Origin of the sequence: Prochlorococcus marinus XMU1412 (genome assembly GCF_017696315.1) — a bacterium.
Taxonomy (GTDB): domain Bacteria; phylum Cyanobacteriota; class Cyanobacteriia; order PCC-6307; family Cyanobiaceae; genus Prochlorococcus_A; species Prochlorococcus_A marinus_AF.
This window is the reverse complement of the sequence record NZ_JAAORJ010000002.1, coordinates 218,464-234,420: the sequence shown is the minus strand read 5'-3', so window position 1 is coordinate 234,420 and position 15,957 is coordinate 218,464. Positions and strand designations below refer to the sequence as shown.

Here is a 15,957-nt window from a genome sequence, read left to right as displayed (position 1 = left end):
AAAAGATGTAGTTTTTATATACAGTAATATTTTTTTTCATATGTTGAGGGTAGCTGTTATTGGTGGAGGTCCAAGTGGTTCATGCGCGGCAGAAATACTTGCTAAAGCTGGAATAAAAACTTGGCTCTTCGAGAGAAAATTAGATAATGCGAAACCATGTGGAGGAGCAATTCCACTTTGCATGGTCGAAGAATTTGATTTGCCTGAGTCAATTATTGATAGAAAAGTAAGGCATATGAGAATGATATCTCCATCAAATAGAGAAGTAGATATAAGTTTAGATAGAGTTTATGGAAAAAGTGATAATGAGTTTATTGGAATGTGTAGAAGAGAAGTTATGGATGCCTTTATGCGCAACAGAGCATCAGATCTTGGTGCTACATTAATAAATGGATTAGTTACTTCTATTGATACTGGCGATAATAATCAAGGGCCATATAAGCTTTCCTACTCAGATTTTACGAATGGAGATAAAAAGGGGGAACTCAAAGAGCTTACTGTTGACCTTTTGATCGGAGCTGATGGAGCCAATAGCAGAGTAGCAAAAGCCATGGATGCAGGTGATTACAAAGTTGCTATAGCATTTCAGGAAAGAATTAAATTGCCTAAAGAAGAAATGAGTTACTACGAAGATCTTGCTGAAATGTATGTTGGAACTGATGTTTCTCCTGATTTTTATGGGTGGGTATTTCCAAAATATGATCATGTTGCTGTGGGCACTGGAACCATGCAAAAGAATCAGTCATTAATTAAAGGACTTCAAGAGGGTGTAAGAAATAGGGCAAAGAAAAGACTTGTTAATGGTGAAGTAATAAAAGTAGAAGCTCACCCTATTCCTGAGCATCCAAGGCCAAGAAGGGTAGTTGGGAGAATGGCATTGGTTGGTGATGCAGCTGGTTATGTTACAAAAAGTTCTGGAGAGGGTATTTATTTTGCTGCAAAAAGCGGAAGAATGTGTGCTGAAGAAATTGTTGAAGCATCAAAAAAAGGCCAAGTAATTCCATCAGAAAAAGATTTAAAAAACTATCTTAAAAAATGGGATAAAAAATATGGCACAACTTATAAGGTGCTAGAAATCCTTCAAAATATTTTCTACAGAAATGATTCTGCTAGAGAAGCCTTTGTTGAGATGTGTGATGACATGGATGTACAAAGACTTACTTTTGATAGTTACTTATACAAAAAAGTTGTCTCCATGAAACCATTACAACAACTTAAAATTACAATGCTTACACTTGGTTCGATTTTAAGAGGGAAAGCCCTAGCGCCTCTAAAATATAAACCCGTTGATAGTGCTGTTAGGGAAAATAAAGAAGTAGAAAAAATGCTAGAAAATTATTCAATAAAGGGAGGCATTAAAGTTAAGAGTTCAAAAGTGTAAAGTCGGCTATTTTTAGAGAATAATTTCTAATTAAGCTCAACAAATTGAGTCTATTGTTTCTTATTTTTAAATCCTCTGACATTATTAGGACTCCCTTTTCATTATCAAATAAATCCTCGATAGTGTTTACATTAATCTCAAACAAATTTAGAAGTTCCAAATAATTGCAATAGCCTTTAGAAAAGAGTTTTTCTAATTCTTTAATAAATTCAAAAACTTTGAATTCACAATCTTTTTCAAAAAGTTTTGTGTTTACATAATCTTTTGTTGAGAGAACCTCTCTTGAAAGATCACTATTATTTGCTAATTTGCTTACCCTAGTAATCACCTTTTGGATTTCAACAAAATTATCCTTTTCGTTAAAATTGATAATGGAATTAATCCTATTTTTAAGATCAACAATATTCATTACTCTTTTTTGAGGTAATTCATCAGAAGAGCAAACGGCCTTTATTAATTCTTTACTTAGTGATATTTCTTCTAGATGACTAACAATTCTTTGAACTAAAAATTCATTTAAATCATAAAATACTTTTTCTCTTGAGAAGTTTAAATTCGGAAATAAGATTTTCCAAAAATCAATAAGTTCTTTGAATAATTTATCTAAAGGTAAATCAATTTCATAATCCCAAATTATTTTAATCACTCCATTCAAATTTCTTCTTAAAGCATAAGGATCAGATGATCCACTGGGACGTTTACCAGAAATAAATATACTTATTAAAGTTTCGACCTTATCTGCTATGGAAACTATTGCACCATATTTTGTGGAGGGCAACGCATCTTTATAAAAAGAAGGTAAATAATGTTCAGCGACAGCCAAGCAAACATCCTCACTAAATCCCTCATATTTAAGATATTTACCACCCATTATTCCTTGCAGCTCAGGGAATTCGAAAACAATTTCGCTACATAAGTCGTTTTTACAGTATTTAGCAGCCTCTATTATTTTTTTTTCTTCTAAAGACCTATCATTTAAAAATTTAAGAATTTTTTTAGTAACTTCCTCTATTCTTTCTACCCTCTGGAATATATTTCCAAGTCCTTTCAAATATGAAACAGATTTAAGCTTTTCATTTCTTTCGATTGAAGCAACTTTTTTGTCACTTTCTACGAAAAACTTTGCATCTGAAAACCTTGCCCTTAATACTTTCTCATTACCTTTAGTAATATTATTATTTGATTCTTCAAGACCATTTGAAATAACGCAAAAAGTTGTACTAATATTTTTTTCAGAGCTTAAATCTAGTTTAGAAAAACTTTTATTTTTCAATAAAAGAGGAACGTATCTCTGATGATTTTTCATGACTGTTGAGAGAACTTCAACCGGAAGATCAAGAAATTCCTCACTAAATTTGCCAATAATTAAGTCTGGCCATTCAACTAAATCAGTTAGTTCATTTAGTAATCCTTCTGAAAGGTCTGGTTTCAGATTTAAAGATTTAGATGCCTGATTTATTAAACTTTCAATTTTTTCTTTTCTTTCTTTTCGAATAGCTATTACTCTATTTCGTTTCAATAATTCAAAAAAATCATCAGGATTCTGAACTTCTAAAACTTCATTTATTAATCTATGACTTTTTGATTTATTACTTATTTGAATTTTTGGATCACATTCATCAAATTCAAAATCAAGAATTTCATCATTATAAATAGAGGCAATCCATCTAATAGGTCTTGAAAATTTTATATTCCCAGCACCCCATTTCATAAATCGAGGGCCTTGAAGACTCTTTATTAATTTTGGGATAATCGAATACAAAGAAATTCTTGTTGATTGTCCTTTCTCAATTTTCTTTCCAAATACAAAATCACCCTTTTCTGTACTTTTTATTTCTAGTTCGCCTACATCTATATCTAAGCTATTAGCAAATCCTAAAGCAGCATTAGTAGGGCATCCATTTAAATAAGCTGAATTTGCTTTAGGCCCTTTTCTTTCTATTATCTTATCTTCTGCATAATCAACTAAACCTTCGATAAGTAGAATTATCCTCCTTGGTGTGGATGTAACAACTATATGTTCGAATTTGATTAACTTTTTATCCAATTCAAATTCTATTAGAGTTTTAAATTGCTCTAGAACAGAATGAGAAAATTTTGCGGGCAACTCCTCTGTTCCTATCTCAAGTAAATATTTAGACAAGAAAAAAATATGACTTTACTTACTATAATTTACTACCAGTTAAATAAGCTTTTCGCTAATGTATAAAAAGAGATATTTTTTGGTCCTTTGATCAAGGTTGAGAAAGTAAAAAAGAAAAAAGATCCTGCCAAGGAAGAAACTGTTTGTTTGGCAAATGGACTAGAAGTTTCTAAATTTGAAAATTTTAAAAAAAGTAGCAAATTTCTTAAGGAGCCACTAGCTACAGAATTAGTCAATGAGAGCGATCATTTTACCAATGATGCAGTTCAGTTATTAAAATTTCATGGTAGCTATCAACAAGATAACAGAGAAAATAGAAGGCCTGGCAAAAGTAAAGATTGGCAAATGATGCTTAGGTTAAGAAATCCGGGCGGTGAAGTCCCTGGGAAATTATTTTTAGCATTAGATGAATTATCTGACAAACTAGGCAATGGAACACTAAGGGCCACTACAAGACAAGCCTTTCAAATGCATGGAATTAGAAAGGAGAACCTAAAGGAAGTAATTCAAACAATCGTAAATTCAATGGGCTCCACATTAGCTGCATGTGGAGACATAAATAGAAACGTTATGGCACCCGCGGCTCCATTTGATTCGCCAGACTATAATATTGCAAGAGCATTGGCAAAAAAAGTTGCAGATCTCCTCACCCCAATGGCTGGCCAGGGAACTTTTTTAGAGCTTTGGGCTGATGGAGATTTAGAGTACACCATAAAGCCTGACAAAGATATTGAAGCAATTAGGAAGCTCCAATTCAAAGATAATGTTTTTAGTGGGATAAAAGATGAGCCTCTCTATGGTTCAACTTATTTACCGAGAAAATTCAAATGTGCTGTTACAGTTCCTGGGGACAATTCTGTTGATCTTCTTACCAATGACATAGGAATAGTTGCCTTTACCTCTAAAGATGGAAAGTTAGAAGGGTGCAACTTCTATGTTGGAGGTGGTATGGGCCGCACACATAATAATGAAGAGACCTTTGCCAGAATTGCAGATCCACTTGGATATGTTGAAGAACCTGATGTTTATGAATTAATACAAAGCATTGTGGCTATTCAAAGAGATTATGGTGATAGAAAATCAAGAAAAAATTCAAGAATGAAGTATCTTCTTCATAGGAAAGGTATTAAATGGTTCAAAAAGATACTTTCTGATAAGTATTTCAAAAAAGAAATTAAAAAAATTAGAAAAGAACCTGATAAGGCTCTTATTGATTACCTAGGTTGGCATAAACAAAATAAAACCTCCCATTTCGTAGGTTTACCATTATTATCAGGGCGATTATCTGGAGATAAGAAGAATACCATCACAAGTATTGTTAAAAAATATAATTTAGATTTAAGGCTCACACCAAATCAAGATATTTTACTTTGTAATATCGCCAATAAAAACAAAGGTGAAATTCAAAAATCTCTATCAAAAATTGGATACGATAATTTAGAAAACATTAATGAAATACAAAGACACGCTTTAGCTTGTCCTGCTTTACCACTTTGTGGTCTTGCAATGACTGAAGCTGAAAGAATATTACCTGATGTATTAAAAAGGATTGAAAATTTACTATTAGAACTAAAAATACAAAAGACAATATTATTCAGAATGACAGGATGTCCGAATGGATGTACCAGGCCTTATATGGCCGAATTAGCACTTGTTGGAAGTGGGCAAAACAAATACCAATTATGGTTGGGAGGAAGTAAAAATCTACAAAGGCTTGCTAAACCATTTTTACAAAGAATGGAACTTAACGATTTAGAAAAAACTCTTCAACCATTATTTGATAATTGGAAGAGTAATTTAGATTTGGATTTCGGAGATTTTATAAATACTCAAGATGAAAATTATATATTAAATTTACTAAATGAAAATCAATAGAATTTAAATTTTTCCATAAAGGGCATTTGTTTTTTTATTTTTCCAAGCCCATAATTGATCACCATAACTAAAATGCCACCATTCATTAGGATGTTGAGCAAATCCGAATTTAGTCATAATTTCCCTTAATAAATTTCTTCTACTATTCCAAATAATTGCTTCTTCATTCTTTATGTTTGCATAAAAATATGGATTTGAGGTCTCATCCATTTGATCAACCATGCTTCCCATTTCAACAAGATTTCCGTCTTTATCAGATAAACAAACATCCAATGCACCCCCAGTTGAATGAGGGGGGGGACACCTAGTGTCATAAGAAGGATATGCCCAAAATTTTTCCACTTTTTTTAAAATGGATGGATAAGAATTTATGTTTTCAAAAGAAATATCAATATCTGATTTTTCACACTCTAATGAAAATGCTCTTTTAAACATAAATTCCTGGACTTCTAAAGGTCGCCAACTGTCATAAATTAAAAGGTTAAAACCACTCTTTGATATCAAATAATCATTTACTTTTACTAATCTATTTACTACCTCCTCTCTTAATTTCCAAATAGAAGTTTTATCTTTGTAAGGTGCTCCTAAATGAGAGTAAGGGTGGGGATCTAAAAACTTTAGACAGCTAGGTATAGCTATTAATTTATCTCCATTATCTTTAATTGGTATTTTATTCCAAATTTTCAATTAAAATTTGCAATTGATTCATAGTGGCATATATATCTAAAATTACAATGATAGTTTTTAATTTAAGAAATCATGAATGAATTTATTATCAGAATTATCGATAAGTATATTCCTTAAAACAATATTTTCTTTTAAATCAGGATCATCACTAATAATCTTAATAGCCTCTTCACGAGCCTTATCAATAAGAAATTTATTGTTAGGTAAATTGTCCAGTACAAAATCAGGCAATCCGGATTGTCTATATCCTAAAATCTGGCCTGGTCCCCTAAGCTCCAAGTCTTTTTCAGCGATATAAAAGCCATCATTAGATTTTTGCAAAACACAAAGTCGTTTATTTTCTAATCCATTTTTATCGGGGGTTACCAGATAACAAAAAGATTTTGTTGATCCTCTACCAACTCTCCCCCTTAATTGATGTAGCTGGGACAATCCAAATCTGTCAGCATTATAAATAATCATAATTGTGGCGTTAGGCACATCAATGCCAACCTCAATTACTGTGGTTGAAACCAATAAATTAATTTCATTCTTTAAAAAAGAATTAATTACTTCATTCTTTTCTTGTGGACTTAATTTGCCATGTAATAATCCAACTTTTTTGTTAAAAAAGACCTCTTCTGATAAATGTTTAAATGTTTTCTTCGCGGAGCTTAAATTCATTTTTTCTGAATCTTCTATAAGTGGCAAAATCACATAAGCTTGCTTTCCCTTATTAATCTCATCTTCAACAATCTTGAACAACTTAGTTAAATCGTCTTCTGATATTATTTTTGTTGTTATGGGAACTCTCCCAGGAGGTAGTTCTGTAATTTGACTCACATCTAAATCACCATAAATAGAAAGCGCAAGAGTTCTTGGAATTGGTGTTGCTGTCATTGATAACAAGTTAGTATTTTCTCCTTTATTTAGTAATCGATTTCTTTGAGTAACCCCAAATCTATGTTGTTCATCAATTACGACCATGCCTAATGCATTAAAGATGACTTTATCCTCAAATAATGCATGAGTACCTACGAGGATATCAACTAATCCATTGTTCAAATTAGAGAAAATTTCTTTTCTCTTTTTTTGAGGAGTATTCCCAGTAAGTAGTTCAACAGAAACTAAAAGGGGGTTCAAATATTTCAATAAATTTTTATAATGCTGTTCTGCCAATACCTCAGTTGGGACCATAAATGCACCTTGCAGGTTTTTTTCAATGACAAGTAAAAGAGACGCTATTGCAATTATGGTTTTACCACTTCCCACATCTCCCTGAAGCAATCTAGACATTGGTTCGGGATTAGATAAATCTTTCTTAATTTCATTTAAAACATTTTCTTGAGATTTTGTTAATTCAAAAGGAAAGGTATTTAAAAATTCTTTTAATAAAGATTTCTTTTGAGGTAATTGAAGGGAAGTTAAATTTTTATTCGTCTTTCTTTTTCTAAGTAGGAACTTTATTTGAAGTAGGAATAACTCATCAAAAACCAAACGTTTTTTTGAATCAATAAGTGCCTGTTGAGTTGGTGGAAAATGAATATTAATCAACGACTCTCCTTTTGATAGTAAAGATAATGAATCAAGTTGCTTTTTATTTAAAATTTCTGGATATTGCTTTGCATAAATTAGTACCTTTTTCATAAGTTTTATAAAACTCATATTTGATAATGCTTCACCTAATGAATACAAGGGTAATATTTTGCCTGAGAAATTAAAATTATCATTATTATCCTTAAGAATTTCAATTTGCGGATCTACAAAAGTTTTGCCATACTCTGTCAATTTAACCTTACCGGAAATTGCTAATTTGGTACCAGTAGTATACAAAGATTTTTGAGATGTGAAGAAGGAGTAAGATCTAAATCTTCTTCCTAAAAAAAATTTTGTAACCTTTATTGAAGACGTTTCATCAGAAACTACAATATTCATTATTGATAAATTACTATTTTTTTTACTCTTATGAATATAAAATCTTTTAACGATTGCAATGCACGTGTATAAATTATCTGGTTTTAAATTTATTATCTTGACTCTATTCGTATAGTCTAAATATGTTCGTGGGAAATAATTAATTAGATCTTTTATATGAAATATCCCTAATTCATTAAGCTTATTTTTATAAACTTTTCCTACATTTTTTATTAATGAAATATCTGAATCAAAAGACAAACTTGAATCAGCTTTATTCAGAAAAACATTATTAGAAATATTATTAGAACTCTCTATTTCTAGAGTTTTACCTAGTTTATAAAGATTTTTTCTTGTATCTATAATTAATCTTTTTCTTTGATTTTCATCTAATTTATTATATTCATTATATTTTTTAGAAAATTCATAAAATATCCTTAAATATTCGTCTGAGAGATTTAGATTATCTAGTTTTTTTAATGATTCATGCAAATAATCATTAAAATATTTTTCTCTTCCTAAAGTATTAATAAATTTGTTTTCAGTTTCAATAGTAAGAGATTTTTGAAGAGGTCTTATCCAATCTTTAATTAATTTATTATTATTCCCGCTAATAGTCACATTTGAAAAAAGAGTTATTTTTTCAACGTATCCTATTCAAAGTTATTTCTTTTTGCCTCCAATATGTCTCTTTTTTAATCAAACGCTGAAATTGATTTTTTAGCTCATTTATTTTGTTCCTTTGAATAGAAAGATTTAAATTTTTAAACTCTAACTCAACAGTAGATATATTGAAGAAAATAATGCTTGGAAAATTATTACCGGTTAATGATGACCGATTTAAGTTTAATTCGAAATTAATAACAAAAGGATATGGATGTTTTATCATAAAATTTTTGCCTACTAAGTAAACAAAAGAATCTTTAGATATCATCTTTTTTATTAGATTTGCCTTGAATAATTCTTGGTTAATATCATATGAAAGATTCAATAGTAAATTTTCCAATGACTTGTCTATTAAATCAAAATTATTAAGAATCTGATTTTTTGGTAAATTATCCATTTGATTGATATTTTCTTTTTCTTGATGTATTGATTTTTCCACCTTTTCTTCTCCTATTAATTCAATTAAGGAGGAAATAAATTTTTTTTCCACTCCTAAATCTTCAAAAATATTATTTTTAGATAAATAATTATTATGGTGGTTATTATCTAAATCAAGTGATACTAATCTCTCATAATTATGAGCTTTATAATATTCAGAAGTATTTGGAAAGTCTTCAGTAATCTTGAACTGAGTGGGTTCTTTTAATTGACAACCATCTTCATATTGAAATTTTTCTTTATGATCATCCTTTATTTTTGTGGAACTATTAAAAATAGTAAAATTAATTTCCTTATTTATATTTTTTTCAATTTCATTTATCTTTAATTGTTCTACTGTTAAAAAGGGCAAATTCGTAAATATTAATTTACTTATTTTTTTTTCAAAATGACTATAGAATTCATTTTCATTCAAGAAATTATCATTAATTAATGGATAACTATATATTTGATTAAGGCCTTTTTCTACAGAGATGAAAAGTAGATCTCTTATTAGATTAAGATAAAGTTCATATTCCTTGTAGATATTTCTAGTTAATATTCTTTTTTGTATGTCTGCTCTCTCTATTTGAGAATTAATTTTATCTATATCTATGTAATTATTGTAATTATTCAAATCATTCAAGTGACTAGTTTGTTTGCATTGATGCGACCTCTTCAGCAAAGTCCATCTGATTTTTTTCGATACCTTCACCCAACGTATATCTTGTAAAGCGTCTCACTTTGATATTTTCCCCAATTTTTGCAGCTGCTTGTTTAACAAGATCCTCAACTGTTAGAGAACTATCTTTAATGTAGGGTTGTGAAAGCAAAACAAGCTCATTAAGTCTTTTTGCTATTCTCCCTTCAACTATTTTTTCTTTAATTTGTTCTGGTTTTCCAGATAAATCATCCCTACCCATTTCAATCTGCTTTTCTTTTTCCACAACATCTTCTGGTATTTCATCAATTGATACATACTCAACATTTGGGCATGCTGCTACTTGCATTGAGACATCCTTCAACAGAGATTGGAATATATCACCTCTAGCAACAAAATCAGTTTCACAATTTAACTCTAGTAAAACTCCGACTCTTGATCCGGTATGTATATAACTACCAATTGACCCTTCGGCCGCTACTCTTCCCGATTTCTTTTCAGCACTGGCTATGCCTTTCTTTCTTAACCATTCCAAAGCTTTATCTAGATTTCCTTCAGTTTCGTTAAGTGCTTTTTTGCAGTCCATCATTCCTGCGCCAGTTTTGTCTCTAAGATCTTTTACAAGTTTTGCTGTAATGTTTCCCATTTGAAGTAATAAAAAATAGTGAATAGTAAGTTTTAAATTGGAATTTAATTTTTTCTTTCGGCATTTGAGCCCTTTCTACCCTCGTTTATGGCATCTGCAAGTCTTCCTAAAATAAGTTGCACAGATCTAACGGCATCATCGTTACAAGGGATTGGAACTTCACACAAATCCGGATCGCAATTTGTATCCAACATTGATACTAATGAGATGTCTAATTTTCTAGCTTCTAATACTGCATTAGATTCTCTTCTCTGATCAACCAATACAACCACATCTGGTAATCTTCTCATACCCTTAAGTCCACCTAAGTATTTTTGTAATCTTTCAAGTTCTCTCCTTAATACTGCAGCTTCTTTTTTAGGCCTCATTGCTATTGAACCACTACTTTCCATTCTTTCTAGATCCTTTAATCTTTCAATCCTAGCTTTCATTGTTGTCCAATTAGTCAACATCCCTCCAAGCCATCTTTGATTTACATATGCAGCTCCACACCGTGTAGCTTCTTGAGCTACTACATCTGATGCTTGTTTTTTTGTACCGACAAATAGGAAACGTTTACCGCTTTTTGCAGCGTTTCTTGTCCACTTATATGCATTGTTCATACACAATGCTGTTTTTACAAGATCAATAATATGAACTCCATTTCTAGCGCAATATATATACTTAGACATCTTTGGATTCCAACGTCTAGTTTGATGCCCAAAATGAGCACCAGCTTCCATCATTTCTGATAGCGATACAACAGCCATAATTTAAAAAGGGTTTCGGGTTAGCCTCCATCTGACGGGGAATTAATATTAATAATTCACCCGAAACTGTCAGATGTGTGAAATTTATTCCAACTATTCTAGCAAGTGATGTGTATTTCTAAAAGTTTTTTATCTTGATTTGGTTAACTGTTTAATGTAAATCATATTTAGAGGGATCCTAAGTATCTCAAGTGCAAGTCTATTTCTTCTTATATTTACTAGGAATCTTAATAAAGGAAGGATTCTATCAACACTGATTAGTCCTCCCAAGCAAAGAATTTGCCAAAGTAAATTATGGAGAGGAGTTAATTGAATCATAAATCTAACCCTTAAATTTGGGTGTTTCTTATAAAATACTAAAGCCATTTTTGCTCTCTCTTTTTCTTGAGCTATTAATGAATCTATTTGTTCGCAATTAAATGGCGGATGCCAATGAAAACCTACTGCATTTGGGCATTTTATTAATTTTGTCCCAATTTTTTTTAATCTTTCTCCGAGTTCTAAATCCTCCCAACCGTAAAGACTAAAAGAAGTATCAAATAATCCCACACTTAAAATCAATTCTTTTGATATCGCTACATTCCCAGTAGCAAAGTATGCAAAAGAAGTGTCCATTATTTTATGTTTTTCACTCTGAGGATTTAGAAAATTAGATGTATTGACTACCGAGCCATAGGTAAAACATTTTTTATCATTTTTTCTCCAAGAGGTAAGTAATTTTTCTACGTGGCAATTTATAAAATTGTCTAAAACAATAAGATCACTATCAATGAATATAATAATTTCATATTTTGATTTAATTACTCCCAGATTTCTTCCAAGTGCAGGCCCTCCGTGTTCTTGTTGAAATAGAATAACGTGTGGGAGATTAGCTTTGTTTTTATTTATCCATGAGGTTGTCCCATCAGTTGATCCATCATCAACTACTATTACTTCATAATTACTGATATTTGTATTTAATTTTTGATTCTCAAGCGCAAATAGACATTTCTCTAATATAGGTAATCTATTGTAAGTCGGAATAACAATACTTACATTCATGATTATGTCTTAAATATGCATAATATATTGAATTCCAAATGATAAAAATAAAAGATATTCCCTAATCAGCTGCACCGCCATTATTTGCTGTACCTGTAACGTTTCCTCCATCAGGTCTTCCATCAGTTCTTAATTTCCTTTTTTTAAATTTTCTAGCATAGGCTCTATTACGTTCCTGCTTTTCTTTTTTTAGATTCCTTCTCTTAGACATAAAATTTTTAACTTTTAATTATATTAGCTCACTATGAGCACTATATATTTTACCATCTTCCATATTTAATATCCTATCAGCCATATCAGAAATTCTTGGATCATGCGTCACCATAAGTACAGAACAGTTTTGCTCTTTTGCTAGTTTCCTTAAAAGGGTTACTATTTCTCTTCCTGTTACGCTATCTAAAGCAGAAGTGGGCTCATCAGCCAATAAAAGTTTTGGGTTAGCAGATAAAGCTCGAGCAATTGCTACTCTCTGTTTCTGCCCACCAGATAAGTCATTTGGCAACTTTTTATGATGTTCTTCTAACCCTACTGCTGACAACCAATTCCGTGCTATTTCACGTCTTTGCAAGTATGTTAAACCTTTTATTAAATCGGCGCCCATCTGGACATTTTGTTCTGCTGTTAAACATCTCAGAAGATTGTGACCTTGAAAAATCATTCCAATACTTCTTCTAAGAATCTGACGAGTTTTCCTTGATGCTCCATTTAACTGATTATTTAATACAGTTAAATCTCCACTTTGACAGGTTCTCAAGGCACCAATTAATGTTAAAAGAGTCGTTTTACCACATCCAGAAGGTCCTTTCAAAAGAACCAACTCTCCTTTATCAATAGTTAAATTAACATCATTGAGAACTTGTTTTTTATTCTCATTTTTTCCATAAAAGTGACTCAAATTATTTATTGAGACTGTTTTAAGATTTTTAACATAATTTTTTGATTGATTAGCTTTAACCATTTATCTTCAATTGTTAAAAAATTTCGGCAGGATCAGCGTCAACTAATTTACGCATCGCAACAGCGGCGGATCCCATACACATAACTAAAACTAATACGAAAATTAAAATAGTTTTATCTGCGTCCATTATTATTGGGAGTTTAGTAGAACTTCTTATAACTGAGTAAAGTATTTGACCAGAGAAATAAGCAGGTAAATAACCAAACAATGCCAACAAAAAACCCTCTCTAGCTACAACGAAGAAAAGGGACTTAAGTCTATAACCCATTGCCAATAAGGTGGCGTACTCTGGGAGGTGATCTGTAACGTCACTATAAAGAATTTGATAAACCACCACACACCCTACAACGAAACCCATCAATGCTCCCAAACTAAATATAAAACCTATTGCAGTACTATTTTTCCAATAATTCTTCTCAAATTCTATAAATTGATTTTTTGTAAGAACCCTAACATCATTTGGGAGTGAGTTATTTAATATCCTTGAAATCAATTGAGGATCTGATCCTTTTTTTAGCTTTACCAAACCAATTTCTATACTGCCAGGAGGATTGGCAGGAAAAAGTCTTAAGAAGGTTTCTCGGCTAGTTATCAAATTACCATCTGCACCAAAAGATGGTCCCAACTCCACAAGGCCCTCAACAATTACTCTTTTCCCAGCAACCTCAGTCTCAACTTTTCTTTCAGATAGGAACCATTCTTCAATCGGTCCAAATTCAGGTCTAGATAGTTTGTCAAAAAGAACTCTTGATGGATTCCTCAATTTATATGCTTTCTTTGAGAATCCCTCATCTAAAAGAAGTGAATCGGAGGGATTAAAACCTAATGCAAGTATTGATCTAGTTTTAAGATTTTCTGGATTTCTCCAAAGTAAATAATTTAGATTAATGGGAGCAGTTTTTTCAACATCTTTTACTGCCAGAGTTTGGATTAACCTTCTTTTTGGGAATCCACTCATGCTTATAGAACTTTTTGATCTAGGACTTATCAAAACGAGATCAGCATCTAGAAGTTTATGAATGGTTACGCTCGTATCAAATAAACCATCTCTAAAGCCTAATTGCATAAACATCAAAATCCCTGCAAAACTTATTCCAGCTATGGCAACTGCTAGCCTCAATGGTTGCCTTGTTAATAGCAACCAAGCTAATGGTATTTTTCTAAATTTTAAAAAAGAAAAACTCATCAGGGAATAAACTTTGCAATCACTTTCATTCCTGCATATTTTTGAACGATATCTATAGAATCTTGATCTAGTTTTACTAGCACCTCGACAATTCGCGAATCAGCATCCCCTGTAGGATCAGTCGATAGAACTTTTCTTTGTTTTACCTGAGGACTAATCCTAATCACCTTTCCCTTAAGATTTTTTTGGAATCCGCCATTCTCACTGCTCAATTCAACATTCTGAGAGATAAAGACTCTATCGATGTCAGATTCATAAACCTCTATCAAAGCTTCCATTTTTTGACTAGAACCAATATCCAAAATCCCTTCATTATGTGGCCTCTCACCAACTCTCGTATTTATTTCAAGGATAAAACCATCAATTGGACTCCTTAGTTTTGAATTAAATAGATCTATCTTGATATTTTTTTGATCTCCTATAAGGTTTATTTTCTGTTTTTGCAATTTTAATAATTCATCTTTTCTCTGTGAAAACTCTACAAAAGAATAAGCATCTTTGCTCAAAGCTAAGTCATACCTTTGAATTTGATCTTTCTTTAAGGTAATTTCTTCGATAATAGTTTTAATTAGATTTTCGTTTCTTTCAAGATCAGCAATTAATTTTTCTCCATTTTCAAAAATTGCGAGGATATCACCTTTTTTTACGAAATCACCTTCATTTACTAAAATTTCGACAATTCGGGGGGAAGATCCAAACTGACTTATTGGAGCTGCCAATTGTCTAATCTCTCCCGAAGGAGAAAGTTGACCAAGTGCGGCTACAGCTGTAATAGGTGGAATGAAATCTGCAGTTATTTCATCTTTTAATTTTGAACTAGATTTATTATTTAAAGAACACGAAATAATACCTAGAGATATTGGTGTAAATAATAAAAAATAAATAAATAAATTTTTTAATTTTTTTAATTTCATTAAAAATCGAAGAGTACTGTTTTTATATAGTTATTGACCCATTTTTCATCAAAATATTTTAAAAGAACCATGCTAGTCTTCTCATTTTTCATTTGTTGAACACAATAATTTTTTTGAAAATCTATTCTTTCTTGGATAATATCCTCATTAAATTCCGGTTTAGCTTTCTTACTTAATTTGATCAAAATAGTGAGGTATTGATCCACAACTCTACAAAAATTATTTTTTTCAGATTTACTTTTTAAAGAAGCAAAAAATACATTATTAGAAAAAATCCCCCCCCATTTAGGAATCTCTCTTAAAGAGGTAAAAGAACTTTTATCAACTTCACAAAGTAATTTTTCGTATTTCAAAGCTTGGTTTTGTGATGCCGGGGATAAATCAACAATTGCAGCAGAAACAATATCATTAATTTTTACCAAATCCATCCCAAAAATTGGGATATCGAACTTTGGATCAGGGAAAAAAACACAGTGTAATATTTTAAGATTCTTTGAAAATGCTGCTACTTCAATATGTAACTTTCTAAAACCTTTCGCTTTATGAAATTCATTTTCAATAAAAAGTTCTTTGCCTATTTCTTCAGATATTATGTTAGTAAGTTTTGGATCAATTTTTATAATTTTAAGGTCCTCAAGCGTGGATCTATGCTCTCTAATATTTTGTAATAAATCCAAAATAAGAGGGTCAGTTAATTTTGTTTTAGTTAAAGATTCAGACAACAAGGCTAAAAAGTACCA

14 protein-coding genes are annotated in these 15,957 nt (G+C 31.2%); 2 read left to right on the top strand and 12 right to left on the bottom strand.

All coding sequences use genetic code 11. The features are described 5' to 3' along the window. Nucleotides 1-40: 40 nt before the first annotated feature. Nucleotides 41-1,381: a geranylgeranyl reductase gene (chlP, locus tag HA152_RS04120; protein ID WP_209133843.1), complete on the top strand. Its 1,341-nt coding sequence runs from the start codon at nt 41-43 to the stop codon at nt 1,379-1,381. Here chlP and glyS read toward each other — a convergent pair. Further along, nucleotides 1,362-3,524, bottom strand: coding sequence for a glycine--tRNA ligase subunit beta (glyS, locus tag HA152_RS04115; protein ID WP_209133841.1), 2,163 nt, complete (start codon nt 3,522-3,524; stop codon nt 1,362-1,364). The genes chlP and glyS overlap by 20 nt on opposite strands. Nucleotides 3,525-3,611: 87 nt before the next feature. Between glyS and HA152_RS04110 the strand changes: the two genes are divergently transcribed. Then, nucleotides 3,612-5,399: an NADPH-dependent assimilatory sulfite reductase hemoprotein subunit gene (locus HA152_RS04110; RefSeq protein WP_209133838.1), complete on the top strand. Its 1,788-nt coding sequence runs from the start codon at nt 3,612-3,614 to the stop codon at nt 5,397-5,399. 3 nt (nt 5,400-5,402) lie between these two features. On the opposite strand, the gene HA152_RS04105 is transcribed toward HA152_RS04110, so the two are convergent. The 11 genes from HA152_RS04105 to HA152_RS04055 form a co-directional block, all read right to left on the bottom strand. After that, nucleotides 5,403-6,086 carry a M15 family metallopeptidase gene (locus HA152_RS04105; RefSeq protein ID WP_209133824.1) on the bottom strand — a complete coding sequence of 228 codons (684 nt, stop codon included), beginning with the start codon at nt 6,084-6,086 and terminating at the stop codon, nt 5,403-5,405. A gap of 57 nt (nt 6,087-6,143) precedes the next feature. Further along, the gene (recG, locus tag HA152_RS04100; protein WP_209133822.1) at nt 6,144-8,600 is read right to left on the bottom strand and encodes an ATP-dependent DNA helicase RecG; all 2,457 of its coding nucleotides are present in this window, start codon (nt 8,598-8,600) and stop codon (nt 6,144-6,146) included. Between the two features lie 22 nt (nt 8,601-8,622). Continuing rightward, nucleotides 8,623-9,708, bottom strand: coding sequence for an adenylate cyclase (locus tag HA152_RS04095; RefSeq protein ID WP_245211200.1), 1,086 nt, complete (start codon nt 9,706-9,708; stop codon nt 8,623-8,625). A 4-nt stretch (nt 9,709-9,712) separates the two neighbouring features. Then, nucleotides 9,713-10,369, bottom strand: a complete 657-nt coding sequence (gene tsf, locus HA152_RS04090; RefSeq protein ID WP_025923057.1) for a translation elongation factor Ts — start codon at nt 10,367-10,369, stop codon at nt 9,713-9,715. 44 nt (nt 10,370-10,413) lie between these two features. After that, entirely contained in the window at nt 10,414-11,118 is a 705-nt protein-coding gene (rpsB, locus tag HA152_RS04085) for a 30S ribosomal protein S2 (protein WP_011818259.1), read from the bottom strand. A 129-nt stretch (nt 11,119-11,247) separates the two neighbouring features. Then, on the bottom strand, nt 11,248-12,159 hold the full coding sequence (locus HA152_RS04080; RefSeq protein ID WP_209133818.1) for a glycosyltransferase family 2 protein: 912 nt from the start codon (nt 12,157-12,159) through the stop codon (nt 11,248-11,250). 61 nt (nt 12,160-12,220) lie between these two features. Next, complete coding sequence (locus HA152_RS04075) at nt 12,221-12,370, bottom strand: hypothetical protein (RefSeq protein WP_011376314.1); 150 nt, start codon at nt 12,368-12,370, stop codon at nt 12,221-12,223. 18 nt (nt 12,371-12,388) lie between these two features. Continuing rightward, the gene (locus HA152_RS04070; RefSeq protein WP_209133816.1) at nt 12,389-13,117 is read right to left on the bottom strand and encodes a DevA family ABC transporter ATP-binding protein; all 729 of its coding nucleotides are present in this window, start codon (nt 13,115-13,117) and stop codon (nt 12,389-12,391) included. 13 nt (nt 13,118-13,130) lie between these two features. Continuing rightward, nucleotides 13,131-14,303, bottom strand: coding sequence for an ABC transporter permease DevC (gene devC / locus HA152_RS04065; protein WP_209133814.1), 1,173 nt, complete (start codon nt 14,301-14,303; stop codon nt 13,131-13,133). Next, the gene (locus tag HA152_RS04060) at nt 14,303-15,217 is read right to left on the bottom strand and encodes an HlyD family efflux transporter periplasmic adaptor subunit (protein WP_209133812.1); all 915 of its coding nucleotides are present in this window, start codon (nt 15,215-15,217) and stop codon (nt 14,303-14,305) included. Before HA152_RS04060 ends, devC begins: the two co-directional genes overlap by 1 nt. After that, nucleotides 15,217-15,942 carry a phycocyanobilin:ferredoxin oxidoreductase gene (locus HA152_RS04055; protein WP_209133811.1) on the bottom strand — a complete coding sequence of 242 codons (726 nt, stop codon included), beginning with the start codon at nt 15,940-15,942 and terminating at the stop codon, nt 15,217-15,219. The genes HA152_RS04060 and HA152_RS04055 overlap by 1 nt, the downstream gene beginning before the upstream one ends. Between the last annotated feature and the right edge of the window lie 15 nt (nt 15,943-15,957).